18 protein-coding genes are annotated in these 25,900 nt (G+C 64.8%); 4 read left to right on the forward strand and 14 right to left on the reverse strand.

Annotation, left to right across the window (positions count from 1 at the left end):
- Positions 1-249 precede the first annotated feature (249 nt).
- The 9 genes from BKE09_RS08460 to BKE09_RS08500 all read right to left on the reverse strand — a co-directional run bounded on the left by BKE09_RS08460 (position 250) and on the right by BKE09_RS08500 (position 11,092).
- Complete coding sequence (locus BKE09_RS08460; RefSeq protein WP_075675445.1) at positions 250-1,950, reverse strand: hypothetical protein; 1,701 nt, start codon at positions 1,948-1,950, stop codon at positions 250-252.
- Positions 1,950-4,094 (reverse strand): glycosyltransferase, encoded by a 2,145-nt coding sequence (locus BKE09_RS08465; protein WP_075675446.1) that lies wholly within the window; start codon positions 4,092-4,094, stop codon positions 1,950-1,952. Before BKE09_RS08465 ends, BKE09_RS08460 begins: the two co-directional genes overlap by 1 nt.
- The gene (locus BKE09_RS08470) at positions 4,094-5,416 is read right to left on the reverse strand and encodes an ABC transporter ATP-binding protein (RefSeq protein WP_075675447.1); all 1,323 of its coding nucleotides are present in this window, start codon (positions 5,414-5,416) and stop codon (positions 4,094-4,096) included. The genes BKE09_RS08465 and BKE09_RS08470 overlap by 1 nt, the downstream gene beginning before the upstream one ends.
- Positions 5,406-6,236 (reverse strand): ABC transporter permease, encoded by an 831-nt coding sequence (locus tag BKE09_RS08475; protein ID WP_240502891.1) that lies wholly within the window; start codon positions 6,234-6,236, stop codon positions 5,406-5,408. The genes BKE09_RS08470 and BKE09_RS08475 overlap by 11 nt, the downstream gene beginning before the upstream one ends.
- 77 nt (positions 6,237-6,313) lie before the next feature.
- Positions 6,314-7,489 carry a cystathionine gamma-synthase gene (locus BKE09_RS08480; protein WP_075675448.1) on the reverse strand — a complete coding sequence of 392 codons (1,176 nt, stop codon included), beginning with the start codon at positions 7,487-7,489 and terminating at the stop codon, positions 6,314-6,316.
- Between the two features lie 123 nt (positions 7,490-7,612).
- Complete coding sequence (locus BKE09_RS08485; RefSeq protein WP_075675449.1) at positions 7,613-8,983, reverse strand: pyridoxal-phosphate dependent enzyme; 1,371 nt, start codon at positions 8,981-8,983, stop codon at positions 7,613-7,615.
- 301 nt (positions 8,984-9,284) lie between these two features.
- The gene (locus tag BKE09_RS08490; RefSeq protein WP_005407964.1) at positions 9,285-9,521 is read right to left on the reverse strand and encodes a YdcH family protein; all 237 of its coding nucleotides are present in this window, start codon (positions 9,519-9,521) and stop codon (positions 9,285-9,287) included.
- A 324-nt stretch (positions 9,522-9,845) separates the two neighbouring features.
- Positions 9,846-10,730 (reverse strand): OmpA family protein, encoded by an 885-nt coding sequence (locus tag BKE09_RS08495; protein ID WP_083663072.1) that lies wholly within the window; start codon positions 10,728-10,730, stop codon positions 9,846-9,848.
- Entirely contained in the window at positions 10,727-11,092 is a 366-nt protein-coding gene (locus BKE09_RS08500; RefSeq protein ID WP_005415160.1) for a DUF4398 domain-containing protein, read from the reverse strand. The genes BKE09_RS08495 and BKE09_RS08500 overlap by 4 nt, the downstream gene beginning before the upstream one ends.
- Positions 11,093-11,213: 121 nt before the next feature.
- On the opposite strand from BKE09_RS08500, the gene BKE09_RS08505 reads away from it, so the two are divergent.
- Positions 11,214-12,341 carry a PilT/PilU family type 4a pilus ATPase gene (locus tag BKE09_RS08505; protein WP_014645840.1) on the forward strand — a complete coding sequence of 376 codons (1,128 nt, stop codon included), beginning with the start codon at positions 11,214-11,216 and terminating at the stop codon, positions 12,339-12,341.
- A gap of 75 nt (positions 12,342-12,416) precedes the next feature.
- Here the strand turns inward: BKE09_RS08505 and maiA are convergent, their stop codons facing one another.
- Together maiA and BKE09_RS08515 are read right to left on the reverse strand one after the other, a co-directional pair.
- Entirely contained in the window at positions 12,417-13,085 is a 669-nt protein-coding gene (maiA, locus tag BKE09_RS08510) for a maleylacetoacetate isomerase (protein ID WP_075676653.1), read from the reverse strand.
- A gap of 14 nt (positions 13,086-13,099) precedes the next feature.
- Complete coding sequence (locus BKE09_RS08515; protein WP_075675450.1) at positions 13,100-14,089, reverse strand: fumarylacetoacetate hydrolase family protein; 990 nt, start codon at positions 14,087-14,089, stop codon at positions 13,100-13,102.
- A 905-nt stretch (positions 14,090-14,994) separates the two neighbouring features.
- On the opposite strand from BKE09_RS08515, the gene BKE09_RS08520 reads away from it, so the two are divergent.
- Positions 14,995-16,410, forward strand: a complete 1,416-nt coding sequence (locus BKE09_RS08520; RefSeq protein WP_046428694.1) for a DEAD/DEAH box helicase — start codon at positions 14,995-14,997, stop codon at positions 16,408-16,410.
- A 519-nt stretch (positions 16,411-16,929) separates the two neighbouring features.
- On the opposite strand, the gene BKE09_RS08525 is transcribed toward BKE09_RS08520, so the two are convergent.
- Both BKE09_RS08525 and BKE09_RS08530 read right to left on the reverse strand, forming a co-directional pair.
- A complete protein-coding gene (locus BKE09_RS08525; protein WP_075675451.1) occupies positions 16,930-19,524 on the reverse strand; it encodes a M14 family zinc carboxypeptidase in 2,595 nt (864 codons plus the stop codon).
- 74 nt (positions 19,525-19,598) lie between these two features.
- Positions 19,599-22,238 carry a TonB-dependent receptor gene (locus BKE09_RS08530; RefSeq protein WP_075675452.1) on the reverse strand — a complete coding sequence of 880 codons (2,640 nt, stop codon included), beginning with the start codon at positions 22,236-22,238 and terminating at the stop codon, positions 19,599-19,601.
- Between the two features lie 192 nt (positions 22,239-22,430).
- Here BKE09_RS08530 and queD point away from each other — a divergent pair, with 192 nt between their 5' ends.
- Both queD and BKE09_RS08540 read left to right on the forward strand, forming a co-directional pair.
- Entirely contained in the window at positions 22,431-22,793 is a 363-nt protein-coding gene (gene queD, locus BKE09_RS08535) for a 6-carboxytetrahydropterin synthase QueD (protein WP_005407953.1), read from the forward strand.
- A gap of 116 nt (positions 22,794-22,909) precedes the next feature.
- Positions 22,910-23,257 (forward strand): phasin family protein, encoded by a 348-nt coding sequence (locus tag BKE09_RS08540; RefSeq protein ID WP_075675453.1) that lies wholly within the window; start codon positions 22,910-22,912, stop codon positions 23,255-23,257.
- Between the two features lie 683 nt (positions 23,258-23,940).
- On the opposite strand, the gene asnB is transcribed toward BKE09_RS08540, so the two are convergent.
- Positions 23,941-25,842, reverse strand: coding sequence for an asparagine synthase (glutamine-hydrolyzing) (gene asnB, locus BKE09_RS08545; RefSeq protein ID WP_075675454.1), 1,902 nt, complete (start codon positions 25,840-25,842; stop codon positions 23,941-23,943).
- Positions 25,843-25,900: the final 58 nt, after the last annotated feature.

The following is a 25,900-nucleotide window of genomic DNA, read 5'->3' on the forward strand; positions in this document are numbered from 1 at the left end:
CCATGTCTCTCCGAGCCATAGGGACAGAATGCGTCGGCACTCGGCCGAGGTATTCAATACTGATGTAGTTTTCCCGCCAGAATCAAGTTCCCGAACGCCCCTGCCTTGCCGCGCCCCCGAGCAGCCGGGAGGCTGGAGCTGCCGTGTTCCTCCCGGCGCGCTGCCAGCCGGGAACATGGCAAGGCAGCCGTCCTGCAAGGCATTCGACCGGGCCGTCAGCACGCACGGATGCAGGACGTTGGCGAAGTGTCAGCCTCTCCGCAAGCCGCGGAGGTACTTGCCCAACCGCAATCTGACCGGGGCAGGGATGGGCAACTTGCCAGCGACACGCCGCGCGGCTTCAAATAGCCCCACTTCTCCCTGTGCATCGAAGCGGCGCGTCTTCATGAATCGATTGACCACGCGAACAGGCAACGTCCACTTCCAGGATCGGCTCTGCATGACCTCCTGTAGCACAGCAGTGGCGTTCCGCTCCGCTTGGTTTGCACGCAACCAGTTTGCATGCTCATGCTCGGCTTGTTGCCTGTACTGCCGAGCCTCCGCGCCGATGTGTGTGAGGCGCTCACTGTAGACAACCAGCCGATCTTCGAGGGATTGCCTGTCGCCATCCACAGTAGTCCGCTGCCCCTGCACTTCTTCAAGTTCCGCGTTGAGGCGCGAAACGTCCTCCCGCAGCCCGAGCACGGCGGCCCAGCTTTCATTCAAACGGGTTTCAAGCCGCGGTTCGCCCTTGAAGCAGAACGAACGATGCTCGGTATCGTTGCCCAACTCATCCCAATGCATGGCATTGTCTATGGGAAGCAGTTCGCCAAGACGGGATTCAAGAACGCTCGTCCACGCCGCCCGTTGCTGCAGATTTTCGGTGTGGTCCACCATCGGCATCTGCTCAAGGAAGGCCTCGAAGGTCCCTTCCACCCCTAATGCCTTGCGCTTCTGGTCGTAATAGGGGTTGCTGCTCCGCAACCAGCAGGGAATGCCGTTGAGCTGGAGCCACATGGTGACATGATAAGAACAGATGTATCCGTACTCGCCCTTCAGCAGCATGGGCGACATCGCATCGCCACCCTTCATGATGAAGGACACCAGCATGATTGTATTCAGATCAACGAAGGGGAGCCCCCCTTCCAGCCGCTTGACGGTTTCGATCGAGTCAATCACTTCTTCCCGTGCATCCTGGAAAGCCTGGAAAAGTACGAGATCGCGAGTACCGGATCGTCGGGAGAGCACGTCCATGTGCGCGGAAATCTCTTCGATCTCGGCGCTGTTCCCTGTGTAACCAGAGGAATTAAGATGGAGGAAGGCACCGGTGTCAGCCCGCGTGGGAGTGAGCACCCGCGACAGTTCATTCAGAGGTTCAATCGCATCGTCGAACGAGTAACGCGCGTCCACACCCAATGACTGCATGGTTTGCAGCGAGTCGTGATCACGGGCACCAAAAAGCATCGGCTTGAATGCAGCGCAATGATGCTGGACGACCTCCGCAAAACCTGCGGAGATCTGCTGACCCGAAACGAAGTAGGCCGCACCAGGCAGATTGCGCAGGAAGAACTCCGTCACCTGCAGGACGAAGCCACCCCACATCTCATTGAGGAATCCGCCGCCGTACAGTTGCACACACGCGACGTTGCGCAGCGACCGGATGCGTGCAAGACCCAGCTGCGCCGCCTTCTCATTGCTCAGCGGCGCCGAGGACACAAACATCTGTGCATCAACGCCATATGACTGACGAAGCGAACCCACGCCCACATGGCGCGAGATGGCGTCCAAAGAAAGCACGGAAACAACCGAGAGCGTGGAAGATCGCTTGATCCGGCTGATACTTCCCATGTGCTGGAGGAGATCACCGAAGTTGCCATAGCCGAAATCACTGCCGATCAGGATCGCCTTGCTCTCCCCCGAGGCGAGGACATCGATGCTGTGCGAATCCGCATAGAAGTGGAGGTGCTGCATTAAACAACCTTGCTACTTTTCTCAGGGGCCAGACATAGCACGTCACGGACCTGACCGGCAAAAGCACCGGCGCCATGGCGTGTCTCAATCAGACTGCGACACGCCTCGGACATCCCCTGCCAATCCGCCCCCTCAGCGTACAGCGAGAGAACGGCCTCGACATAGGCCTCAACCAAGGCGGCATCGTCATACATGGACGGAATCAGGCGCCCAGTTACGCCATTCTTCACTACTTCGCTGATTCCGCCGACATCAGGCGCAATGATAGGCAGCCCCGCACCCGCCATTTCGAGCAGAATATTGGGGAGCCCATCAAAGGAACTGGTGTAGAGGAAAGCGTCGTACTCGCCCAAGGGCAGCTCGCTGAACGAGCTGAATCCGCCACGATACCGGATTCGGCCCTGCCCCTGGTCAAACACCTGTTTGGCATTCACTCCCGGATCAGCCGTGCCGAAAGCGTCAATCTTGACGTCCACACCCTGGGCCGCCAATCGCTCTGAAATAGCAGATAGCAGCTCGGGGCGCTTTTCCGGCGCCACCCGTGATGCCCACAACAGCTTTCTACGCGTCCCGAGACGGCCCGGGGCCCCGGCAACAATGGCGGCCGAACTCACGTCGCAACGTGCGTAGATCGGATGGTAGGAAGGTAGCGGTCCGAGGAGGCTGCGATCGGCTTCGATGATTGCCTCGCAGTCGGTAAGTACCCGCCAGAAACCGGGAAGATGCCTGCGAAGGACGCCCATGCCCCAAGGGCCTCGCAGAACCATGTCTCGCCAACGATACGTGGCGTCGCTGAAGCGGTAGTAGACAATGCGGAACAGGCGCGTCAACACCGGCGCATACGCGTCCAGCAGCCGGTGGGCAAATGGAGACGACTTCACGTGCAGCCTTGCATCCCCCTCACGAACGGCCAGCAGCATCCTGATGGTCAATGCATCCTGATCGGCGCTGTCCAGGTGGGGGAATGCATTGCAGATGTCGATGAATACCGAGCCCTTGGGAAGCTTGGCAACCCAGTCGTGGCGCTTCGCGGCCTGACCGGCAATCACAAGAATCCGCGCTTCAGGCTGCTGAGCGGCGATCTCATGAAGCACCTGCAGAATGTACTTCTCCGCACCCCCAGCGATGAGCCAGGGCAACAGCACGATGTCGGTGAAGCGGCCTTTGCCGATCATCCCGTAGAGGTGCTCCAGCTGCATTCCCCAGTGCTCGGGATTCCAAGGCATAGGGCTGTAGCTGCCCGCAACCTCCACCCGATGCGGTTCAATTTCCGGCTCCAGCTGGATCGCTTCCCAAAGCGATTCCTGCAGGGACTCCGATTCCATGAACAGGCGCGTATTGTCCTGGGCGAAGATCGCCTTCCGATCGGCCAACATCTCATTCCAGTCACCGGCCCGGCGACGACTCTCCCGCATGTCTGCGAGAAATACCTCCGGATCGAACAGTCGACTATGGGGAATCAGTCGGACCGACGCCGCATTGGCTTGGCGCAGCAGGCTCCCTGGGCGCTGGCGATAGAAGATCACCGTATCCGGGGCGACGATCATGTCGTAGCCAGCTGCCCGCAGTTGGCAATTGAAGTACCAGTCTTCGTATGCAAACCCCGTAGTGACGCGCAGATCATCGTACTTCAGCGAATCGAATGCAGAACGGCGAATGAAGATCCGCGAAACATACGGGTGCTGGAATGCAAAGTCGCCTGCAGTCAGGAACTTTGAATCAACATAGCGCACATTGTGGTACTGCTCACCGAACGCGCACAGGTACTCGAGGAAGACGGCAACCTCGGCTCGGTCATGCCCGCGCGCCGCCGCGAGCAACGCCACAATGGCATTGGACGAAACGAGATCGTCGGCGTCGGAGGTCCATACATACTCGCCGTCAGCGCGCCCGATGCCTGCGTTGCGGGCCAGACCCAGCGAACCAACATCGACGTCGACCTCCTTGACGGCGACGAAAACAGAAAGATCGTGTGCCCGGAAAACCTCCCGGGTTGCGTCATCGGCGCGATCGAACACCGCGACAAGCTCCACGGTGACACCTCCATCCCGGGCCCTGGCCGCGCATTGCACCAGCGACTTCAGAGTGGGCACGAGGTAGAGCGCTTCCCTGTGCATGTTCAACACCACGCTCACATCAATCATCAGTAACTCACCTTGAAGGGCATCTTGAACTTGAACCACATGGGCTGATCCACATCCGCCATTACATCGAACACGGCAGCCAACTCATCCGCATAGATGGTCACATTGTCACTGCGATCCCAGCGGCTGACCTGATTGACTCGAAGTGCGATGGAGTAGGACTGGCCACCACGCAACTGATTGGAGGAAGTGAATCGCACCCTCAACGATTGTCCAGCAACCACATCGGTACCTTTGCGCTGCGAATTGAAGATGCTCTCGCCGGTAAGGTCCTGGCCGAACTGGTCCTTGATCAGGAAACCGACACTGATGTTCTTCAGGTCCTTGTAGAACCGTACATCCACGGCTAGCGTGAGGTCCTCCCCCTGCTCGATCTTCCGGCACGGACGGCCGTCCGCGTCCACCAGCCCGACCTGCTCGATGCGCAGCACAGCACCATCCGCAAGCTCCTCCTCCGACGAAGTCGCGCCATCCGCATCGACCGGAGATGTCTGCGCCATTCGTTCAATTTCCGCAGCGGGGGCCTGATCCGGCAGACCATCCACCGTTACATCGTTGGCCTCCAGAATGATCTTGTTGTGCTCGACGAACACATCATTCATGTAGGCATTGGTCACCTCGGTGACATTTCCCTGCATCTTGAGGGTGCCACCATCGATCCAGATGGCGTAATCACAAAGTGCCCGCACTGCGTCGATGGAGTGACTGACGAAGAGCACGGTGCAACCGCTTTCCATGAGCTTGCGCATTCGCGCCATGCTCTTGTGCTGAAACCAGGCGTCACCAACGCTGAGAGTCTCATCAACAATGAGGATGTCTGGATCGACATGGATGGCTACAGAAAATGCCAGTCGCGCGAACATGCCGCTCGAATAGGTCTTGACCGGCTGGCTGACATGATCGCCGATGTCGGCAAAGCTGATGATCTTGTCCAGCTTGCCGTCAACTTCCTTGCGGGTCAGGCCCAGCAGCTGGGCGTTCATGTAGATGTTTTCGATACCCGTGAACTCGGGATTGAACCCCGAGCCGAGCTCCAGCAGAGCCGAGACGCGACCAGCGACCCTAGCCTCGCCGGACGTCGCCGCCAAGGTACCGCAGATGATCTGCAGCAGCGTCGATTTGCCCGCGCCGTTCTTGCCAAGGATGCCGTACACCTGCCCCTTGGGAATCTTGAACGACACATCACGAAGAGCCCAGAACTCCCGGTAGAAACGCCGCTCGTCATTGCCCAGCAGCATCTGCATCAACCGGTCGCGGGGCTTGTCGTAAATCTGGTAGCACTTGCTGAGGCTCTCGACCTCAATGGCGTTTTCAGATGACATCGGCGAAACCCTTTCTGGTCTTCTGGAACCATGCAAAGCCCAGTACCGCGACCGCAATGGAAACACCCATCATCTTCAGCCACATGCCCCAATGCATACTGCCGTGCCAGATGAGGAGCTCGCGGGACTGTTCAATGAAGTAAGTGATCGGACTGATGTACAGATAGGGCCGAAATTCCTCCGGCATCGCAACTGCCGGGAAGAACACGGGCGACATGAACATGAGCGCGGTCGTGACGACCACGATCACCTGGCCAACGTCACGCAGGTAGACCCCCAGCGACGCAAGAAACCATGACACGCCAACGCACAGGATCAGCAGCGGCACCATCACGATCGGCAGCCAAAGCGCCTGGATCGAGGGGATACCAAACAGGATCAGGTAGAACAGCACCCAGACCACCATGCTGATGGCAAAGTGGAACAGCGCCGCACCCAACGACACCACCGGGAGAATCTCCAGGGGGAAGATCACCTTTTTCACGTAGTTCGCATTGGACAGGATGAGCGATGGCGCCCGATTGATGCATTCAGAGAACAGCCCGAAGATCATCATGCCCACGAACAGGACCACCGCGAACTCAGTTTTCGAGCCAGACCCCCCAGCCCAACGCGCACGAAACACGACGCTGAAGACAAAGGTGTACACAACCAGCATGAGCACTGGGGTAAAGAACGACCACAAGAGCCCCATGACCGATCCACGATAGCGCCCGATCACTTCCCGCTTCACCATCTCCAGGATCAGCGTTCGATAGTGGAAGATGGAGCGCAGCGCCGTGATCGGCGCCATGCTCATCGCTTGATTTGAGTTGAACATGTTTGGACTTCCTGGGTTCATGCCTTGCCTGCCCCTTTGGGTGGACAGGTCGATACAGCGCTGGGGCGCGACCTCGGTCAGCCGCCCAACGCCCTTTCCAGATCCACCTGCAGATCCCCCAGGTCTTCCACGCCCACGCTCAGCCGCACCAGCGCGTCGCGGATGCCCAGCTGTTCGCGGCGCGCGACCGGGATCGAGGCATGCGTCATCACCGCCGGGTGGTTGACCAGGCTTTCCACGCCGCCCAGCGACTCGGCCAGGGTGAACAGCTCGGTCTTTTCGCAGAAGCGCTTGGCCGCCTCGAAACCGCCCTTGAGCACGATCGAGACGATGCCGCCGTAGCCGGCCATCTGCTTGCCGGCCAGCTCATGCTGCGGGTGCGAAGGCAGGCCCGGGTAGATCACTTTCTCCACCGCCGGGTGCTTGTCCAGCCACTGCGCCAGCGCCAGCGCGTTGGCGCAGTGGGCCTTCATGCGCAGCGGCAGGGTCTTCAGGCCACGCAGGGCCAGGAAGCTGTCGAACGGGCCCTGCACGCCACCCACCGAGTTCTGCAGGAAGGCCATCTGCTCGGCCAGTTCGGCGTTGTCGCCGACCACGACCATGCCACCGACCATGTCCGAGTGGCCATTGAGGTACTTGGTGGCCGAATGCAGGACCAGGTCCGCACCCAGTTCCAGCGGACGCTGCAGCATCGGCGAGGCGAAGGTGTTGTCGACCACCACGATCAGGCCATGGCGCTTGGCGATGGCGGCGACCGCGGCGATGTCGACGATCTTCAGCATCGGGTTGGTCGGGGTCTCGATCCACACCATCTTCGTCTTCGACGTGATGGAGGCTTCAAATGCAGCCAGATCGGTCAGGTCGACGAAGCTGAAATCCAGCCCGGCGGTGCGGCGACGCACGCGCTCGAACAGGCGGAAGCTGCCGCCGTAGATGTCATCCATCGCCACCACGTGGCTGCCGGCGTCCAACAGTTCGATCACGGTCGAGCTGGCCGCCATGCCCGAGGCGAAGGCGAAGCCGCGGGTGCCGCCTTCCAGCGAGGCCACGCAGCGCTCATAGGCGAAGCGGGTCGGGTTGTGCGTGCGCGAGTACTCGAAGCCCTGATGCTCGCCCGGGCTGGACTGGGCATAGGTGGAAGTCGCGTAGATCGGCGGCATCACCGCGCCGGTGCTGGGATCGGGCGACTGGCCGCCATGGATGGCCAGCGTGGCCAGGGCCAGCGCGCGGTCCGGGGAAGAAGCGTTGGACATGTCGTTTCCTGATTGGCGCCGATGACCGGCGCCGTCGAAGGAGCGGGAGTCTATCAGCGCGGCCTTAACGAGCTTTGACGCGGATAAACCGGGATTCAGCAGCGATCTGCGGCGATAAACGCCTTACTGAACGCGCCGACGCAGGTAATTCAGCAGGTCGATGCGGGTGATCAGGCCGAGGAAGGCGTCGCCGTCCATCACGATCGCCACCTGGCCACGGTCGAACACCGGCAGCAGGGCCTCGATCGGCGACTTCACGTCCAGCCGGTCCAGCTTGCTGACCATCGCGGTGGCGACGGTGTCGCGGAAGCGCGCTTCATCGCCATAGACATGCAGCAGCACGTCGCTTTCGTCGACGATGCCGACCAGCTGCTCACCGTCCATCACCGGCAGCTGCGAGACGTCGTACAGCTTCATGCGCTGATAGGCGGTGGTCAGCAGGTCGTTCGGGCCGATCACCACGGTGTCGCGCTGGCCGTACGGGCGCAGGATCAGGTCGCGCAGGTCGCCGTGCTGCGGGCGCTGCAGGAAGCCGTTGTCCAGCATCCAGTAGTCGTTGTACATCTTCGACAGATACTTGTTGCCGGTGTCCGGCACCAGCACCAGCACCTTCTTCGGCGTGGTCTGCTCGCGGCAGTACTTCAGGCCGGCGGCCAGCAGGGTGCCAGTGGACGAACCACCCAGGATGCCTTCCTTGCCCAGCAGCTCGCGCGCGGTGTGGAAGCTCTCGGCATCGCTGATCGCATAGGCCTTGGTGACACGGCTGAAGTCGGAGATCGACGGCAGGAAGTCTTCGCCGATGCCTTCCACCAGCCAGCTGCCCGACTTGTCGTTGAGCACGCCGTCATTGATGTATTCGGCCAGGATCGAGCCGACCGGATCGGCCAGCACCAGCTCGGTCTTCGGCGACAGTTTGGCGAACGCGCGCGACAGGCCGGTCATGGTGCCGGAGCTGCCGCAGCCGAACACGATGGCGTCGAGGTCACCACCCATCTGCTCGAGGATTTCCGGGCCGGTACCGAACTCATGCGCGGCCGGGTTGTCCGGGTTGCCGAACTGGTTGATGAAGTAGGCGCCCGGGGTCTGCTCGGCAATGGTCTTGGCCAGGTCCTGGTAGTACTCGGGGTGGCCCTTGGCGACGTCCGAACGGGTCAGGCGCACTTCGGCGCCCATCGCCTTCAGGTTGAAGATCTTTTCCCGGCTCATCTTGTCGGGAACGACCAGGATCAGCTTATAGCCCTTCTGCTGGGCCACCAGGGCCAGGCCCAGGCCGGTGTTGCCGGCAGTGCCCTCGACCAGGGTCGCGCCCGGCTTCAGGTCGCCACGCTGCTCCGCCGCCTCGATCATCGACAGGCCGATGCGATCCTTGATCGATCCGCCCGGGTTGGCGCTCTCGAGCTTCAGGTAGAGCTCGCAGACACCGGTGTCCAGGCGCTGGGCCTTGACGATCGGGGTCTGGCCGATGAGTTCGAGGACGGAAGAATGGATGGGCATTCGGAGGACTTTCGATTCGCGCCACACAGGGCCGGACCGATGATTATCCGACGGATGGCGCTGAATGTCAGGTCGGTGCGGGCATGCCGCCCGCCTGCCCCATGAAGGGATGCGGACGGCCCCGGATCGACGAGGAGACCGGTACCGCCCGCATCGGTGAGATGTACCTGCTGGCCAAGGCACCACCGCCTGTGGTGCCTTGGCGCGGCCGCCTCATCGGCGGTGCCGCGATGCCGGGGCAGAAGCGCCCGACGGGGCCATCGATGGCCAGGTCACGCCGTTCCGGGCGCGACGGGGTGCGTCAAAGCGTGGGGGACGTCGTTGGGAGCGGTGTTTCGTACATTCGCAGAAGTCGTTGCTTGGCCAGCAGCTTCTCACGCTTCATGCGACCCAGGGTGACATCATCGATCGGGAGTACACCCAACTCCGCGTCCATGCACTTCTTGTTCAACTTGCGGTGCTGGTCATGGAGTGCCCTGAACTCCGGATCACGCGCGCGACGGGCGTCGATCTCGCTCTGGGGCTGATCTTCAAACATGATGGACCTCCTTCGACAGATACACGAACGCCCCGGCCGCAAGGCACGGGGCGTTGTTCATGGAGGAGCGCCGGTCGATGGCCACCTGGACGCCTGCAACGACCTGCGGCACTGGCCTGCGCACGTCGATCTGCTGCGGTTCGCGCCCTGCTTGCATCGGCCCGGCCCTCCCATCGTCCGGTCCGCGGCATTGCGTCCCGGACGATTGACCCTACGCCTGCTCAAGGCGGGGTACAAGACCCCTGCGTCAAAAAGACCGAACCCCGCCGGGGCGGGGTTCAGGCTGAATGCTCATCGCAACGAAAAACAAACAATATCAATGCATTACGGGGCGATGATGACCTCGGCCGAGCGCGCCCGGGTGGAGGCGGCCTTCTTGCCACTGACCTGGATCCGGTTGCTGGCGACACCGGCCGCGACCAGGACATCGCGCAGCGCTTCGGCACGCTTCTGGCCCACGCCATTGGCGTTGTCGTAGGCCTCGATGCGCAGGCGCCCCTTCTTGCCGATGTTCAGGTACTCGGCCAGTGCCTTGGCCTGGTTGCGGGCGCCGCCGGACAGGCTGGAGGCGCCTGCGGCGAACGCGTCACCATTGAAGGTGAAGACTTCGCCACGTCCATCGAACTTCGACCCCGGCAGCTTCTGCCCGGACACCAGTTCGGCTTCCTCGCGGGCCAGCTTGGCGGCGTTCTGCTGTGCGGCACTGAGGCGCTGCTGCTGCTTGCCGGCCACGCTGGTCAGGGCGTTCTCGGCGTCCTGGCGGGCCAGGGTTTCCGCTTCGGCCGCCTGGCGCAGGCGTTCGGCTTCCTCGGCCTGCATCTGCGCCTGCATGCGCAGCTGTTCGGCCTCCTGGCGGGCACGGGCGGCGTCGCGGCGGCTGGCCTCGATCAGCAGGTCGCTGCGGGTGCGCTCCAGGCGGTCGACCTCGCGCGCGGCCATCGCGGTGCGCACGGCGGTCTCGGCAATTTCCACCCGGCGCTCGGCCAGATAGGTGGCCAGCTCCTGGTCGCGGCGCTTGGCCTTGTCCAGGGTGGCGATGGCCTGCTGGGCCTGCATGCGCTCGAAGGCGCCCAGCTCAGCGGTGTCGGGGTTGGCCTGGATGGCCATCAGGCGCTGGCTCAGCTGCGCCACCATCGGGTTGTCGGCGGCCACGGCCAGGGTCGGCAGCGCCAGCAGCGCGGCCAGGGTTGCGGCGGTCATCGGCTTCACCGGCGGTCCTCCCCGGTCGACAGCTGGCGTTGCAGCTGGTTGACCTCGTTGCGGCGCAGCTGCAGCTGCGCGGTGACGGTGGCTTCCTCGCTGCGGACGCGGGCCAGGTCGGCATCGGCGGCGGCGCGCAGGGCCATCGCCGGGGCGTTCTTGCGCTCGCGGCGGTCGCCGGCGGCGCGCTGGGCCTGCTCCAGCCCCTGCCGGGCCAGCCCGATCAGGTCCGGGGCGTACTGGTCGGCGTCGGCCTGGGTGGCCTTGTCGACCGCCTGCCGGGCCTGCGCCAGTTCCAGGGCGGCGTCCTGCGCCCAGGCGGGGGCAGACAGTGCGAATGCAAACGCCATCACATACAGGCCATGGCGCATTCGTGCGAAGCTAAGTCGTTTCATTGGGGAGGCCGTACCGGTTGTCGGTTCACGGCCATTGTCGTCAAGCCGACACCGTGCTGGCAACGGGCGTCGGCCGTTTCGTTGGGGAAAATTCGCAATGGATATCGGCTACTTCCTGAAGCTGATGACCGAAAAGAACGCTTCGGACATGTTTCTGACCACCGGGGCACCGGTCTACATCAAGATCGAGGGGAAGCTTTATCCGCTGGGCAACACCGGCCTGCCGCCGGGCATGGTCAAGAAAATCGCCTACTCGCTGATGGACGAAGGCCAGGTGCCGCAGTTCGAGCGCGAGCTGGAGCTCAACATGGCCATCGCCCTGCCCGATGCCGGGCGCTTCCGCGTCAACGTGTTCAAGCAGCGGGGCGAGGTCGGCATGGTCATCCGCGCCATCCGCAGCCGCATCCCGAGCATCGAGGAGCTGAACCTGCCGCAGGTGCTGAAGGACGTCATCATGACCCCACGTGGGCTGGTGCTGGTGGTGGGGTCCACCGGTTCCGGCAAGTCCACCTCGCTGGCGTCGATGATCGACCACCGCAACAGCACCACCACCGGTCACATCCTCACCATCGAGGACCCGATCGAGTACCTGCACAAGCACAAGATGTCGATCGTCAACCAGCGCGAGGTCGGGCTGGATACCCATGCCTTCCACAACGCGCTGAAGAACGCGATGCGTGAAGCGCCGGACGTGATCCTGATCGGCGAAATCCTGGATGCGGAAACGATGGAGGCGGCGATCGCCTTCGCCGAAACCGGCCACCTGTGCCTGGCCACCCTGCACTCCAACAACGCCGACCAGACCATCGAGCGCATCCTCAACTTCTTCCCGGAAAGCGCGCACAAGAACGTGCTGATGAACCTGGCGCTGAACCTGCGTGCGGTGATCAGCCAGCGCCTGGTGAAGAACAAGGAGGGCCGTCGCCTGCCGGCCACCGAGGTGCTGATCAACACGCCGATGATCCGCGACCTGCTGCGTCGCGGCCAGGTGCACGAGATCAAGGCGGCGATGGAAGGCTCGCTGGAAGAAGGCATGGAGAGCTTCGACCAGTGCCTGTTCCGGCTGGCCAAGGCCGGCATCATCGAGCAGGAGGAAGCCCTGCGCGCGGCCGACTCGCGCGATGGCCTGGCCCTGAAGTTCCGCCTGTCCGAGGGCAGCAGCGGCGAGCACGACCCGTACGCCGATTTCTCGGCGGGCGCGCCCAGCATCACCCACGGCTTCTGACCGCACGAAAAAGGGGACGGAGGGGATTAAGTCGTATATGCACTTACGACTTAATCCCCTCCGTCCCCTCTACTTTCAGGCGGCGTCAGGCTGGTTTTCCGGGCGTGCGCGGACGAAGGCGTCCACTGCCTGGCACGCCGCTTCGATGCGGCGCAGGGTCGGGTACGGCGTCAGGTCCAGACCGAAGCGATGCGCGTTGTACAGCTGCGGCAGCAGGCAGATATCGGCCAGGCTGGGACGGTCACCGTGGCAGAAAGTGCCGGTGTCCGTGCTGTTGGCCAGCAGGGCTTCCATCGCAGCGAAGCCCTCGGCGATCCAATGCAGGGTCCACTGTGTGCGGGCATCGGCCGGCAGCTGCAGGGTGCGCTCCAGGTACTGCATCACCCGCAGGTTGTTGATCGGGTGGATGTCGCAGGCCACCAGCTGGGCCAGCGCCCGCACCCGCGCGCGGCCAGCGGCGTCGGCCGGCAGCAGCGGCACCTGCGGGAAGCGCTCATCCAGGTACTCAAGGATCGCCAGCGACTGGGTGAGCGCATGCCCGTCATGCAGCAGGGTGGGCACCAGCTGCTGCGGATTGAGCGCGCGATAGGCGTCCAGGTGCTGTTCGCCGCCCTCGCGCACCAGGTGCACCGGCCGTGCGTCCCAGGCCAGGCCCTTCAGCTCCAGGCCGATGCGCACGCGGTAGGCGGCGCTGGATCGCCAGTAGGTGTACAGCACGATGCCGTCGTCGACCGGGATGTCCATCGCCGCCTCCATGCTCAGGACTTGGCCGCCTGTTCGATGCGCTGCTCGATCGCACCGAAGATGCTGTTGCCCGCGGCATCGAGCATCTCGATGCGGACCACATCGCCGAAGGACATGAACGGCGTGCTCGGCTTGCCGTCACGCAGGGTTTCGACCACACGCTGCTCGGCAAAGCACGATGCGCCCTTGCTGGTGTCTTCGTTGGCGATGGTGCCCGAGCCGACGATGGTGCCAGCACCCAGCGGACGGGTCTTGGCCGCATGCGCGACCAGCTGGGCAAAGTTGAACTGCATGTCCACGCCTGCTTCCGGCGCACCGAACCACTGGCCGTTGATGTGGGTCAGCAGCGGCAGGTGCACCTTGCTGTCCTGCCACGCAGCGCCCAGCTCATCGGGGGTGACGAACACCGGCGACAGCGCCGAACGCGGCTTGGACTGCAGGAAGCCGAAGCCCTTGGCCAACTCGCCCGGGATCAGGTTGCGCAGCGAGACATCGTTGACCAGGCCGACCAGCTGGATATGGCCGGCTGCCTGTTCCGGGGTGGCCGCCATCGGCACGTCGTCGGTGATCACCACGATCTCCGCTTCCAGGTCGATGCCGTAGTCCTCGCTGACCACCTTGACCGCATCGCGCGGGCCGTAGAAGCCCGCGCTGGTGGCCTGGTACATCAGCGGATCGGTGTAGAAGCTCTCCGGCACTTCGGCGCCACGGGCACGGCGCACACGCTCGACATGCGGCAGGTAGGCACTGCCATCGACGAACTCATAGGCACGCGGCATCGGTGCGGCCAGCGCCTGCGGGTCGAGGTCGAACACGCCATCGGCATCGCCGGCGTTGAGCGATTCGTACAGGGCGTTCAGGCGCGGCGCGATGTGGCTCCAGTCCTCCAGTGCCTGCTGCAGGGTGGCGGCAATGCCGGTGGCGCGCACGCCGTGGCGCAGGTCACGCGAGACGACGATCAGGGTGCCGTCGCGGCCGCCTTCCTTCAAAGAACCAAGCTTCATGGGTGGGTGTCCGGAGTCGTGGGCAAACAAGTTTCAAGTGTAATCAAATCTGCGGCGGCGCCAAGCTGCAGCGCGGCATCGGCCCACCCTACCGCAGGAGGGGGTTCGGCAGGGCTTGCAGCCCTGCACCTGCTCAATGCAACGGCAACGGCAACGTCAAAAGCGGCTCTGGCTTTCTGCTGGTTGGGCGGGGCGGTGTGGGTAGGCAGGACACGCCGTAAACCCGTCCCTGGGGGCTCGATGGCGCCATCCATGGCGCCAACGGTCCTGCCCACCCACACCGCCCCACCCCCGACAGATCCCCGCGGCGGCTTTTGGTGGGTGCCGACCGTTGGTCGGCACATCTGTCAGATATCGAATGAAATTCCGGGGTCAGATCCGTTTTCCTGCGGAAAACGGATCTGACCCCAAGAGCATTTCCGACAGACCGCAGCAAACTGTCGAAGGCGGGGTGGGTCCGGTGGCAGGGGCGTGAGCCGCATGGATGCGGCGACCGAGCTTACATGGACGTACTTGCAGCGTCCCCTGCCACCGGACCCACCCCCGCCATCCCACAGGAAATCAGCTTTTGCCGTTGCTTTAGCCTCCGCGGGTGCAGGGCGCAGCCCTGCAGAGAGATCCCCTACCTGAACAGGCCTTTTTGCGCGAAGTCTCGAACATCGTTTAGGCTTGTAGGGTCTGCAGCGGCCGTCCGTTTCCCTCCGGGATCGCCGGCGACCAGGGTCCGCCCTCTTCGCCCGCCCCCACTCCGACGCCGTTCGTCACGCATTCCAGCCTGCGCTTCGTGCCGGCTGCACCCAATTCTCGCAGCGCGGTTCACGGGAACGCTCCGAGTCAGCCGATCAGTTTGATCTGCCCCCGTCTGTCCGTTCGGACAGGCGTTTCTTGTACTTGGAGCAAACTCAATGTCTTTTGAATCGCTGGGCCTGGCGCCCTTCCTGCTGCGCGCGCTCGCCGAGCAGGGCTACGAAAACCCGACCCCGATCCAGCAGCAGGCGATCCCGCTGGCGCTGGCCGGTCGCGACCTGCTGGCCGGCGCACAGACCGGTACCGGCAAGACCGCTGCCTTCGGCCTGCCGCTGCTGCAGCACCTGGGCACCGCCTCGCAGGAAGTACGTGCCGGCCCGCGCAAGCCGCGTGCGCTGATCCTGGCCCCGACCCGCGAGCTGGCCACCCAGGTGCATGACAGCCTGCGTGGCTACAGCAAGTACCTGCGCATCCCCAGCGCCTGCATCTACGGCGGCGTCGGCATGGGCAACCAGCTGGACATCCTGCGCCGTGGCGTGGACCTGCTGGTGGCCTGCCCGGGCCGCCTGATCGACCACCTTGAGCGTCGCAGCGTCGACCTGTCCGGCATCGAAGTACTGATCCTGGACGAAGCCGACCGCATGCTCGACATGGGCTTCCTGCCGTCGATCAAGCGCATCCTGGCCAAGCTGCCGAAGCAGAACCGCCAGACCCTGCTGTTCTCGGCCACCTTCGAGGACAACATCCGCCAGCTGGCGCTGGAGTTCATGCGCAACCCGGAACAGATCCAGGTGACGCCGAAGAACACCGTGGCCGAGACCATCACCCACCGTGTGCACCCGGTCGATGCCGGCCGCAAGCGCGACCTGCTGCTGCACCTGCTGGCGCAGGACAGCCGCGAGCAGACCCTGGTGTTCGCCCGCACCAAGCACGGCAGCGACAAGCTGGCCACGTTCCTGGAAAAGTCGGGCATCAAGACCGCGGCGATCCACGGCAACAAGAGCCAGGGCCAGCGCCTGCGTGCGCTGGGTGACTTCAAGGCCGGCCGCGTGACCGTGCTGGTGGCCACCGACATCGCCGCGCGCGGCATCGACATCAACGAGCTGCCGAAGGTGATCAACTTCGACCTGCCGATGGTGGCCGAGGACTACGTGCACCGCATCGGCCGCACCGGCCGCAACGGTGCAACCGGCCAGGCGATTTCGCTGGTGGCGCAGGACGAAGTGAAGCTGCTGCGCGCGATCGTGCGCCTGCTGGGCCGCGACATGGATATCCGCGATGTGCCGGGCTTCGAGCTGCAGACGCCGATCCGCTGGGGCAACAGTGCGCCGGGCAAGGCCGAGCACGATACCGGCGAGCGCGCACCGCGCAAGAGCCACGCGCGCCGTCCGCACGGCGATGCACCGCGCCATGCGCATGCCGGCCCGAAGAAGGCCGGTGGTGGCCGTCGCGAGGGTGGTGGCAATGGCCAGCAGCGTGCAGGTGCCGGTCAGGGCCAGCGCCGTGGCGGTGGCGGCAATGGTGGCGGCCGTGGCCGCGGCCAGGGTGGCAACGGCGGCGGTCGCGCCGGCTGATCCCAGCTGACATGGATGGCGCTTCCCGCTGCGCGGGGGCTATCGAGGGACGGCGCTGACGCGCCGTCCTTTTTTGTTGCTGGCTACCCGGTGTTAAAGCACGCGGTGGCAGTACCGAGGGCGGATGGGCATGGGGGCAGCGCAGAACACGCTGTAAATACGTCCATGTAAGCTCGATGGCGCCATCCATGGCGCCAACGGTTCTGCGCTGCCCCCATACCCATCCGCTTCAAGCATTGCCTGCACCTTCTTCTCCCGCCGGGTAGCCGGGAGAAGAAAGATCAAATTCAAAGGCAAAAGCCGAAGCCGCAATTCCTTGCTTTGCTTTTGCCCTTGCTCCCGCCTTGGGGTTCGATGCATCCGCGCCCGCAGGAAATTGTCGAGGGGAGGCCCGGAGGCCCAGGCAGGACCGTTGGCGCCATGGATGGCGCCATCGAGCCCCCATGGATGGGTTTACGGCGTGTCCTGACTGGGCCTCCGGGCCTCCCCCAGCCAGGTAAAATCAAGGCGCCAAACGCCTCAACCCCGCGCTTTACTCGGATTCACCAGATTCCCGAAGAAGATCGCGTTGATCAGCAGCCGGTCCGTGCCGTGCCAGTACTTGCGATGCGCCGGATCATCGGCGAACAACACCACGTTGCCCTGCCCCTGCGCCGACACCAGCAGCCACGCACTGCCGGCCACCCGCGCGCGGTTGCGCTCGGACAGATAGCCGTTCACCCGCGGTGGCGTATCAATGCGCACCACCGTCGAGAACGGATTCGCACTCGGCTGCAGCGTCACCGTGTTTTCCTTGTTGATCGCCAACTGCCGGCGTGGCACGCCAAACGCCAGCGGATGGCTGGTGTCCACGTCGGCACTGAGGATGTTGCCGCTGACCCGCTCGATCGCGGCAATGTCGCGCTGGTCGCCGAACGCGCGACGGCTTTCGTCAGCAGTCTCTTCCTCCTTGCCAGGCTTCTCGCCGTCGGCCAGCTTCTGTTCGATCGCCCACTTCGAGGCACTGCCGTAGGTCACCAGTGAACCACCGGCCTGCACCCAGCGCTTCAGTGCAGCCACCGCCGTGGCATCGATGCCTGTGTAGGTTCCACCGGACAGCACGATGGTGGTGTAACGATCCAGCGGCGCTTTGCCCAGCTGCTGTGGATCCAGCTTGCTGGCGGGCAACCGCAGCTGCTGGTCCAACAGGAACCAGGCCGAGCCGATCTCGGTGGCGGCCACGCCCTCGCCCATCACCAGCGCAACCGCGGGCTTGCGCAGCGCTTTGACGCCATCACTGCCGAGGTCGATGCCCTCGCGGCTGCGGCCGCTGGACAGCGCGTGCACCTGCACACCGGCAGCACGCGCGGCAGACGTCACGGCTTCAAGCAACGCCGTGCCCTGCAGTGATTGCCCGGCCACCGGAATCACCAGGCTGCCGGCGGCGAAGCTGACCTCGCCCTGCGTGGTCGCGGTGGTGAACGGCTGGAATGCCGCGCGTGCATTCACGCCCTTGTCCTGCAGCGCGGCCAACGCGCGTCCGGCGTTGTAGTTGCGCCAGTCGATCGCGTAGGCGAATCCGGCCTGGCCGCCCAGCACGGCGCCCTGCTCCGCCGGCAGCGCGGCCACGCGTGCGCCGCCGTCGATGCGACTGCGGCTGCCCGCAAAGGCCACGCCGTAGGCCGGTGCGATCGCGTAGCTGGTGCTGCCGTAGAACACATCGCCCTTGATCGGCGGCGTCTCGGCAAAGATCGAATGCACCAAGCGGAACTGCGCCTGCTGCACCGGCACCACGTAGGCGCTGCCGGCATCGAAGCGCTGGCCATCGACAGTGACATCACGATCCAGTGCGCGCACCTCGATGCGATGCAGCAGCAACAGTTCCAGCAGGCGGCGAGTCAGTGCCGGATCATGCGCATCGCCAAACACGAAGCTCTTCACCGGCTGCTGCGCGGCCTGCTTCAGTGCGCTCTGGAAGAACTGCTTCTGCAGGTCGAACAGGCCGCTGCGCTCGGTCACTGCACCACGCACCGTGCCCAGCCCGGTAGCCACCTGGTTGCGGATGGTGAACGGGAAGGTCAGCAGGCCATTCACCGATTCCTGCACGCGGCCGCGCGAGCTGGCCTGCTCGACGGTAACGCCGACCGCGCCATGGAAGTCCGGGTAGGTGGAGCCGTAGACCGGCGAGAAGTTGTCGAAGTTCTCGCCGGTGTAGTACAGCGAGCCCAGCGCATCCAACGCCTGCGCGTGGTACTTGGCCAGGGTCTTGTTGAATTCATACGACGCCGCTGGAATCAGCGGGCTGTGCATGCTCTTCGGCGACGGTTCGAAGTAATAGGTGCTGTCCTTGCCCATCTCGTGGAAGTCGATCTGCACGTTCGGGTACCACTGGTGGAACACCTCCACCTTCGGCCGCGAGTCCTGCTGGGTCAGGGCCAGCCAGTCGCGGTTGAGATCGGTGAAGTAGTGGTTGGTGCGGCCCTGCGGGAACGGCTCGACGTGCTCCTTGTCGGCCGGGTCGGCCGAGGCCGGTTCGGAGGCCCAGGCGTTGTGCCAGTTGGCAGCACGATCGCGGCCGTCCGGGTTCTGCGCCGGGTCGAACAGCACCACCGCCTGCTGCAGCCACTGCTGGGTTTCGGCGCTGCGGTTGGCTACCAGATAGTACGCCGTCAGCATCGCCGCCTCGGCACTGGAGGTTTCGTTGCCATGCACGCTGTAGCCCAGCCACACCACCACCGGGCTGTCGCCCGCCGCGCTGCGCGGCTGTGCCGGATCGGCCAGGGTCGCGTGCTGCTGGCGGATCTGCTCCAGCCGCGCATGATTGCCCGCAGCAGTGACGGTGGCGATCAGCAGCGGACGACCTTCATAGCTGCGGCCGATCTCGCGCACGCTGATCTTGTCCGAGTGTCTGGCCAGCTCCTGGAAATACGCCACCAGCTGGTCGTGCCGGGTGTAACGGCTGCCGATCGGATAGCCGAGGAACTGTTCCGGCGTGGGCACGGCGGTATCGAACGCCGCTGCGTCGGCCACCTGCGGAAAGAAGTAGGCGCTCTGTGCCTGCACCGGCTGCGGTGGGAACAGTGCGGTGGCGGCGGCGATCAGCAGCGGAAGAACGGCACGACGATGCAAGGACACGGTGACTCCCTTGGAACACAACGGCAGGCGGTCGCGCGGCCGGTCCCTACAGGTGACCGGCCGCGGCGGATGGATCAGAAGCGGTAATCGAAGCCCAGCGTGAAGTAGCGGCCACGCAGGTCGTACTGGCTGAAGTCGTACGGCGCGCGGATGCCCGGGAACGAAGCGTCGTACGGCGGCGTCTTGTCGGCCAGGTTCTGCACCTTGGCGTACACGGTCAGCTTGTCGATGCCGGTGTAGGCCAGGTACAGGTCGTACTGGCTGTAGCTGCCGACACGCTGCTGCACGGCCTTGGCGGCAGTGCTGGCTTCCTGGCGGTAGCCGCTGGTGTAGTACCAGGTCACCGCTGCGTTGAAGTCGCCGTACTTCCAGTCCAGCGTGGTGGTGGCCTTGTCCTTGGGCAGGGTCGCGCCGAGGTTGCTGCCGGCGTAGTCGACCAGCGGGCCGCCGACCACGGTCGGGCGACGGTAGTCGCGCACGTGGGTATAGGCCGAGGACACGGTGAAGTCGCCCAGCGCAGCGGTCGGGATGCGCTGGCGCAGCTCGACGTCGATGCCCGAGGTCTTCAGCTCGCTCAGGTTCTGGTAGCGGTTGTAGACCGCCTGCAGCTTGCCGCGCTCATCGCGCTGCACGGCGCCGGCCACATTGTCGTTGACCAGGGTCTGCGTGTTGTTGGTTCCGACCAGGTTGTCCAGCTGGATGCGGTAGTAGTCCACGCTCAGGTTGGTGTTGGCCCACGGCGACAGCACCACGCCGAAGTTCACGCTCTTGGTGCGCTCGGGCTTCAGTTCGTTGTTGCCAACGGTGAAGAAGGTCGGGTTCTGGCGCGAGCCCGGCACGTCCGGATCGCGCGGGTCGACCACGCTGCCGTAGGCGATGCTGGTGCTGTTGGAGTTCTCCGACAGCGACGGCGCACGGAACCCCTTCGACGCCGAAGCACGGACCAGCAGGAAGTCGAGCGGCTGCCAGCGCAGGCCGATCTTCGGCGAGAACGCATCGCCGAAGTCGTCGTAGTGATCGGCACGCGCGGCGGCGGACAGCTCCAGCGTCGAGGCCAGCGGGACGTTCACTTCTGCGTAGGCCGCACTGACCTGACGCTGGCCGTGCACTTCGGCGATGGCCGGGCGCACCTGCAGGCCGGCATCGATCTGCCACGGGTTGTTGGAATCGAGCTTCTCGCGGCGCCACTCGGCACCGGCGGCGAAGCCGATCTCGCCGGCCCAGGTGTGGCCCAGGCTGCCGGAGATCTTGGCGTCGATCCCCTGCAGCTTGGACTCGGCCGGGCGCAGCGTGGCGATGTTGATCGAATCGCGCACCGACTGCGGCGTGGCGGCAGGATTCAACAGGTTGTAACTGCCGGTGGCCAGTGCATCGGCCAGCGCCCAGCGGTTGGCGAAGCCGCCGGACACAGTCTCGCGCTCGCTGCTGCGCGCACCGAACGCGGCCACTTCCCAGTCCCAGTTGGCAGTGGTGCCGCGCAGGCCGAACACGCCGCGATAGGCGGTGGAGCGGTTGGTCTTGATCGTGCCGCCGAGGTCGAAGAAGGTGTATTCGATCGGGATCGCGCGGCCGTACGGGTTGTACGGATTGTTGGCCGGCAGCAACGATGACACCGGCTCGGCCAGGCCGCTGTTCGCGTTCAGTGCGAAACGGCCACTTTCCAGGGTGAAGAACGGGCTGCTGCCGAACCACGCGGCACTCTTGATCTGGCTGTACAGCACTTCGCCGAAGGCTTCGACATTGTCGTTCAGGCGGAAGGTGCCGTTGGCATAGGCCTGGTAGCGTTTGGTCGAGGGGATCAGCGTGGTGAACGGTGCCTGGTTGAAACCGCAGGTATCGCCGGCCAGACCGTCGATCGGCGCGCTGGCGACGCGGGTGGTACCGGCCGGGCAGTTGCCGTTGGCGTCGAGCATCGGCACCGACACGCCGTTGACCAGATAGCGCGCGCCCTTGGCCGACCAGCCGTTCCAGCGGCCACCGGGCTTGTCGGTGTAGATGCCGCTCTTGGTCAGGTTGCGCTCGTCCTGGTCCAGGCGCTCGCGGTTGTAGCCCTGCAGGCTGAAGAGGATGTTGTAGCCATCGGTATCGAGATCACCGAGGCCGCCGACGAACTTCAGGTTCTGCTCGTGCAGGCCGCCCTGGTCGGCACCGCCGAAGCTGCCGCCGATCTCGGCACCTTCGAAATTCTGACGGGTGATGATGTTGACCACGCCGGCCACGGCGTCGGAGCCGTACACCGCCGAGGCGCCGTCCTTGAGCACTTCGATGCGCTCGACCGCAACCAGCGGCAGCGCGTTGAGATCGACGAAGGTGTCGGACAGGCCACCGGCCGGGAAGCCGTAGTTGGCCAGGCGGCGGCCGTTGAGCAGCACCAGCGTGTTCTTCTGCGACAGGCCACGCAGGCCGATGCCGGCCGAGCCGGAGGCCCAACCGTTGTTGGTGGTTTCGTTGCTGGCGTTGCCGGTGTTGGCCGAGATCGAACGCAGCACATCGGCCACGGTGGCCTTACCGGTCTGTTCCAGCTGCTGGCGACCGATCACCTGTACCGGGTTGGAGGCTTCGGTATCGGTGCGCTTGATGTTGGAACCGGTGACGCGCACGGCGGCCAGGGTGCTGGCTTCGCCACTGGCGTCGGCGGAGGTTTCGGCGGCGGCGGACAAAGGCGCGGCCAGAGCGACGGCCAGGGCCGCCACGAGCAGGGTGTGCTTGGGCATGACGATGTGGGGGAGGTGGTAAGGGCGACGAAGTTCCGCAGTAGTCCATGCCTGGCCGTGGTCCGGCCAATAACATCTCTTCATACGGATATAAGAGAAATTATCATCTCTTCATCCGGATGGAAAGACTTTCTTCACGAAAGCCCAACCTCCGCTCAGGCTGCCCGGCGGCCTGCGGCGTACAATCGCGGCATGGAAATCTTCAAAGTCTTCATGCTCGAGGCGGCGCACCGCCTCCCCAACGTGCCGCCGGGGCACAAGTGCGCGCGCCTGCACGGCCACTCGTTCCGGGTGGAACTGAAGGTCGAGGGCGAACCCGGCGCGCAGACCGGCTGGATCATGGACTTCGGTGACGTGAAGGCGGCCTTCCAGCCGATCTACGACCGCCTGGACCATCACTACCTCAATGACATCCCCGGCCTGGAGAACCCGACCAGCGAGAACCTGGCGGTGTGGATCTGGAACGAGCTCAAGCCCAGCCTGCCGGCGCTGAGCGAGATCACCGTGCACGAAACCTGCACGTCGGGGTGCCGTTACCGCGGCCCGACGGCCTGATCAACCCATTGATCTGAAAGGTGTTTCAAAGGCGCCTTGGGCGCCTTTGTTATTTTTGTTGCATTGCCGCATCAAGGGCGTATGCTGCATTGCATCAAGCCACTCCCTGATGCCCCATGGCCGCCGCCTTCAGCGATCGCTTCAGTGATGCCACCCGCCAGCTCGCCGCCGCGGCAACGCGTGCGAACCGGTTGGCGTTGGAGAACGCGGAAAGCATGTTCGGCGTGCAGCTGAAGGTGATGGAGCGCAACCTGACCGCGACCGGCGGCTGGCTGGGTGAACTGGCCCGCGGCGAGGATGCGGCCGGGACGCTCTCCAAGGGTGCGCAGCTGTGGCAGGACAACCTGCAGCGGCTGGGCCAGGCCCAGCAGGACGTGGTCGGTCTCAGCCTGCAGGCCAGCAAGGCCTGGTCCGAACTGGTGCAGGGCTACAACGAATCAACGGCGGACGCGAACAACCACTGACGCGACGCAATGCTCATTGCGTGGGTCCCTCCCCCCACGCAATCCGGACCCGGCAGATCCCTCCCTCTGCCGGGTCTTTTTTTGCCTGGCGTCTGCACTGAAGAGCGCTTCCTCGTCTGGATTCGCCGCGAACTGAAGGGCCCCGCCGGGACAGGCAGGGGCCTGGGCAAATGTCCCCCGGCGCCGGCCGCTGGCCGTCACCTCCTCCTTTACTTTGCCCAGCCCCCTGCCCGCCCCGACGAGGCTCGGCGTGCAGTGAGAAGAGCGCAGTGCGCGCGGCAGCCTTCCAAGGAGGCGCCGACGAACTCCGAACGCAGGGCGGATGCCCTTGCGTACGAAGTAAAGGGGGAGGTGACGGCCAACGGCCGGCGCCGGAGGACATTCGTACGCAAGGGCATCCGCCCTGCGCCACGCAGAATGAATCCGCCACACGCGTGTCTTCGTCCGACGTCTCTGCGGGCTGAAGGGCCCCGACAAGGCTCCGCGTGCGGTGAGGAGAGCGCAGCACGCGCGGCCGCCTTCCAAGGAGGCGCCGACGAACTCCGAACGCAGAGCGGATGCCCTTGCGTACGAAGTAAAGGAGGAGATGACGGCCAACGGCCGGCGCCGGAGGACATTCGTACGCAAGGGCATCCGCCCTGCGCCACGCTAATTCAGTCCGCTGCACGCAATGCAGGAACGACTCAGCGCCCGCGACCACCGTGCCAATGCTGGTGCCACGCCTGGAACATCAGCACGTTCCACAGGTGCGTGTGCCACTTGCGCTCGCCACGCAGGAACGCCTCCCAGATACCGCGCACGCGTGCCACATCGAAGCAGCCCTGGTTGCGCAGCAGCTGCGGGTCCAGCAGCGCCTCCGCCCAGTCGCGCAACGGACCGGCCAGCCAGCGCGCCATCGGCGGACCGAAACCGCGCTTGGGGCGATACACCAGCGGTTCCGGCAGGTAGCGCGCCAGCAGGTGCTTCAGAATCAGCTTGTGCTCGCCATCGTGGTACTTCAGGTGCTGCGGCAGCCGCCAGGCCAGGCGCACCACCTCCATGTCCAGCAGCGGCGCACGGGTTTCAACGCCCGCCGCCATGCCCGCGCGATCAACCTTGGCCAGGATGCCCTCGGCCAGGTCCATGCGGAAATCCAACAGCTGGATGCGCGCCTCGGCCGGCAGCGCCGTGTCCTGCTGCTGGAAGATCGTCACCGGCTCGCGCGCGCCCAGCACCACCTGCGCCGGTTGCCGCCAGCGGGTCACGCGCTGCAGGTAATGACCTTCCACATCGTTGGCAGCCACCTCGGCCACCAGTGCGCGCCAGCCACCGAGGCGGCCACGCTCGACGTTCATGCGGTTGCCGCTGCGCCGCGCCAGATCGCGTACCCAGTCCGGCAGGCCACCACACAGGCGCGCATTGCGCAGCGCGCGGCCATAGCTGGGGTGGCCGAAGAACAGTTCATCGCCACCGTCACCGGTCAGTGCAACCGGCTTGCGCGCCCCCAGCAGTTCACTGGCCAGCAGCGTCGGCAGCTGCGAGGCGTCGGCGAAGGGCTCGCACCAGACCTGCGGCAGGCGCTGTAGCAGGTCCAGGCCCTGGCGCGCGTCCATCCGGTGCAGGTGGTGCTGCACACCCAGGTGGCGCGCGACCTGCGAAGCCCAGTCGCTCTCGTCATGCCCCGGATCGTCGAAGCCGACCGTCCACGCTTCGATCGGTAGGGTCGATTGTGCCTGCATCATCGCCGTCACCAGCGAGGAGTCGGTGCCGCCGGACAGGAACGCGCCGCACGCCAGGGGCGAGTGCATGCGTGAAGCGATGGCCTTCTGCAGTACCGCTTCGAGCTGGTCGGTGGCCTGTTCCAGGCTCGGCGCCGGCTGCAGCGGCTCCTGCAGTGCGCTCTGCATCGCGTCGCGTGCGCACCAGTAGCGCGTTCCCCCCTGCGCAGCCTGGCTGGAGCAACCCGCGGCATGGTCGCTGAGATCGATGCGCAGCATCGCGCCCGCCACCAGCTTGTGGATGCCACGGTAGATGGTGTGCGGCGCCGGCACATAGTCGTGGCGCAGCAGCAGGCTCAGCGCATCCTGGTCGATGCTCGGCGCGAAGCCGGCGAAGGCCTGCAGCGCCTTCAACTCGGAGGCGAACAGGAACTGGCCCTGGTACCAGCCGTAATACAGCGGTCGCTCGCCCACCGGATCACGGGCCAGCCACAGCACGCGCGACTCGCGGTCCCAGACACTGAAGCCGAACGCACCTTCGATACGGGACAGTGCCCGCTCCACGCCCCATTCGACGATCGCCTGCAGCAGCAGCCGCGCATCGCTGCAGCTGCGGGGCAGATCGCGCAGCTGCGCCTGCAGGTCGCCGCGGTTGTACAGGCGGCCGTCCAGGCACAGCACGTAGCGACCGCAGTCCGAGCTCAGCGGCTGCAACGGCGTATCGGTCGGCGCCCGGCAATGGCCCAGCGCGAGGCCGGCCTCGGCGTCGGTCCAGTAGCCGATGCGGCCGCGCCCACGCTGCTGCAGGGCGCGCAGCATCGGGGCCAGCTGCTGCAGCAGTTGCTCGTCTTCGGCGGGCGGCAGCCAGGCCCCGACCACGCCGCTCATCGGAAGCCTCCGCACTGGCAGCGGCGGGACGGGTTCGGCAGACAGGGGGCGGCGGGCG

It is taken from the genome of Stenotrophomonas sp. TD3 (genome assembly GCF_001939825.1).
GTDB lineage: Bacteria > Pseudomonadota > Gammaproteobacteria > Xanthomonadales > Xanthomonadaceae > Stenotrophomonas.

Coding starts and splice junctions, on each gene's coding strand:
- BKE09_RS08460 (WP_075675445.1), bottom strand. CDS start 1,950: ATGCAGCACCTCCACTTCTATGCGGATTCGCACAGCATCGATGTCCTC.
- BKE09_RS08465 (WP_075675446.1), bottom strand. CDS start 4,094: ATGATTGATGTGAGCGTGGTGTTGAACATGCACAGGGAAGCGCTCTAC.
- BKE09_RS08470 (WP_075675447.1), bottom strand. CDS start 5,416: ATGTCATCTGAAAACGCCATTGAGGTCGAGAGCCTCAGCAAGTGCTAC.
- BKE09_RS08475 (WP_240502891.1), bottom strand. CDS start 6,236: ATGTTCAACTCAAATCAAGCGATGAGCATGGCGCCGATCACGGCGCTG.
- BKE09_RS08480 (WP_075675448.1), bottom strand. CDS start 7,489: ATGTCCAACGCTTCTTCCCCGGACCGCGCGCTGGCCCTGGCCACGCTG.
- BKE09_RS08485 (WP_075675449.1), bottom strand. CDS start 8,983: ATGCCCATCCATTCTTCCGTCCTCGAACTCATCGGCCAGACCCCGATC.
- BKE09_RS08490 (WP_005407964.1), bottom strand. CDS start 9,521: ATGTTTGAAGATCAGCCCCAGAGCGAGATCGACGCCCGTCGCGCGCGT.
- BKE09_RS08500 (WP_005415160.1), bottom strand. CDS start 11,092: ATGCGCCATGGCCTGTATGTGATGGCGTTTGCATTCGCACTGTCTGCC.
- BKE09_RS08505 (WP_014645840.1), top strand. CDS start 11,214: ATGGATATCGGCTACTTCCTGAAGCTGATGACCGAAAAGAACGCTTCG.
- maiA (WP_075676653.1), bottom strand. CDS start 13,085: ATGGACATCCCGGTCGACGACGGCATCGTGCTGTACACCTACTGGCGA.
- BKE09_RS08515 (WP_075675450.1), bottom strand. CDS start 14,089: ATGAAGCTTGGTTCTTTGAAGGAAGGCGGCCGCGACGGCACCCTGATC.
- BKE09_RS08520 (WP_046428694.1), top strand. CDS start 14,995: ATGTCTTTTGAATCGCTGGGCCTGGCGCCCTTCCTGCTGCGCGCGCTC.
- BKE09_RS08530 (WP_075675452.1), bottom strand. CDS start 22,238: ATGCCCAAGCACACCCTGCTCGTGGCGGCCCTGGCCGTCGCTCTGGCC.
- queD (WP_005407953.1), top strand. CDS start 22,431: ATGGAAATCTTCAAAGTCTTCATGCTCGAGGCGGCGCACCGCCTCCCC.
- BKE09_RS08540 (WP_075675453.1), top strand. CDS start 22,910: ATGGCCGCCGCCTTCAGCGATCGCTTCAGTGATGCCACCCGCCAGCTC.
- asnB (WP_075675454.1), bottom strand. CDS start 25,842: ATGAGCGGCGTGGTCGGGGCCTGGCTGCCGCCCGCCGAAGACGAGCAA.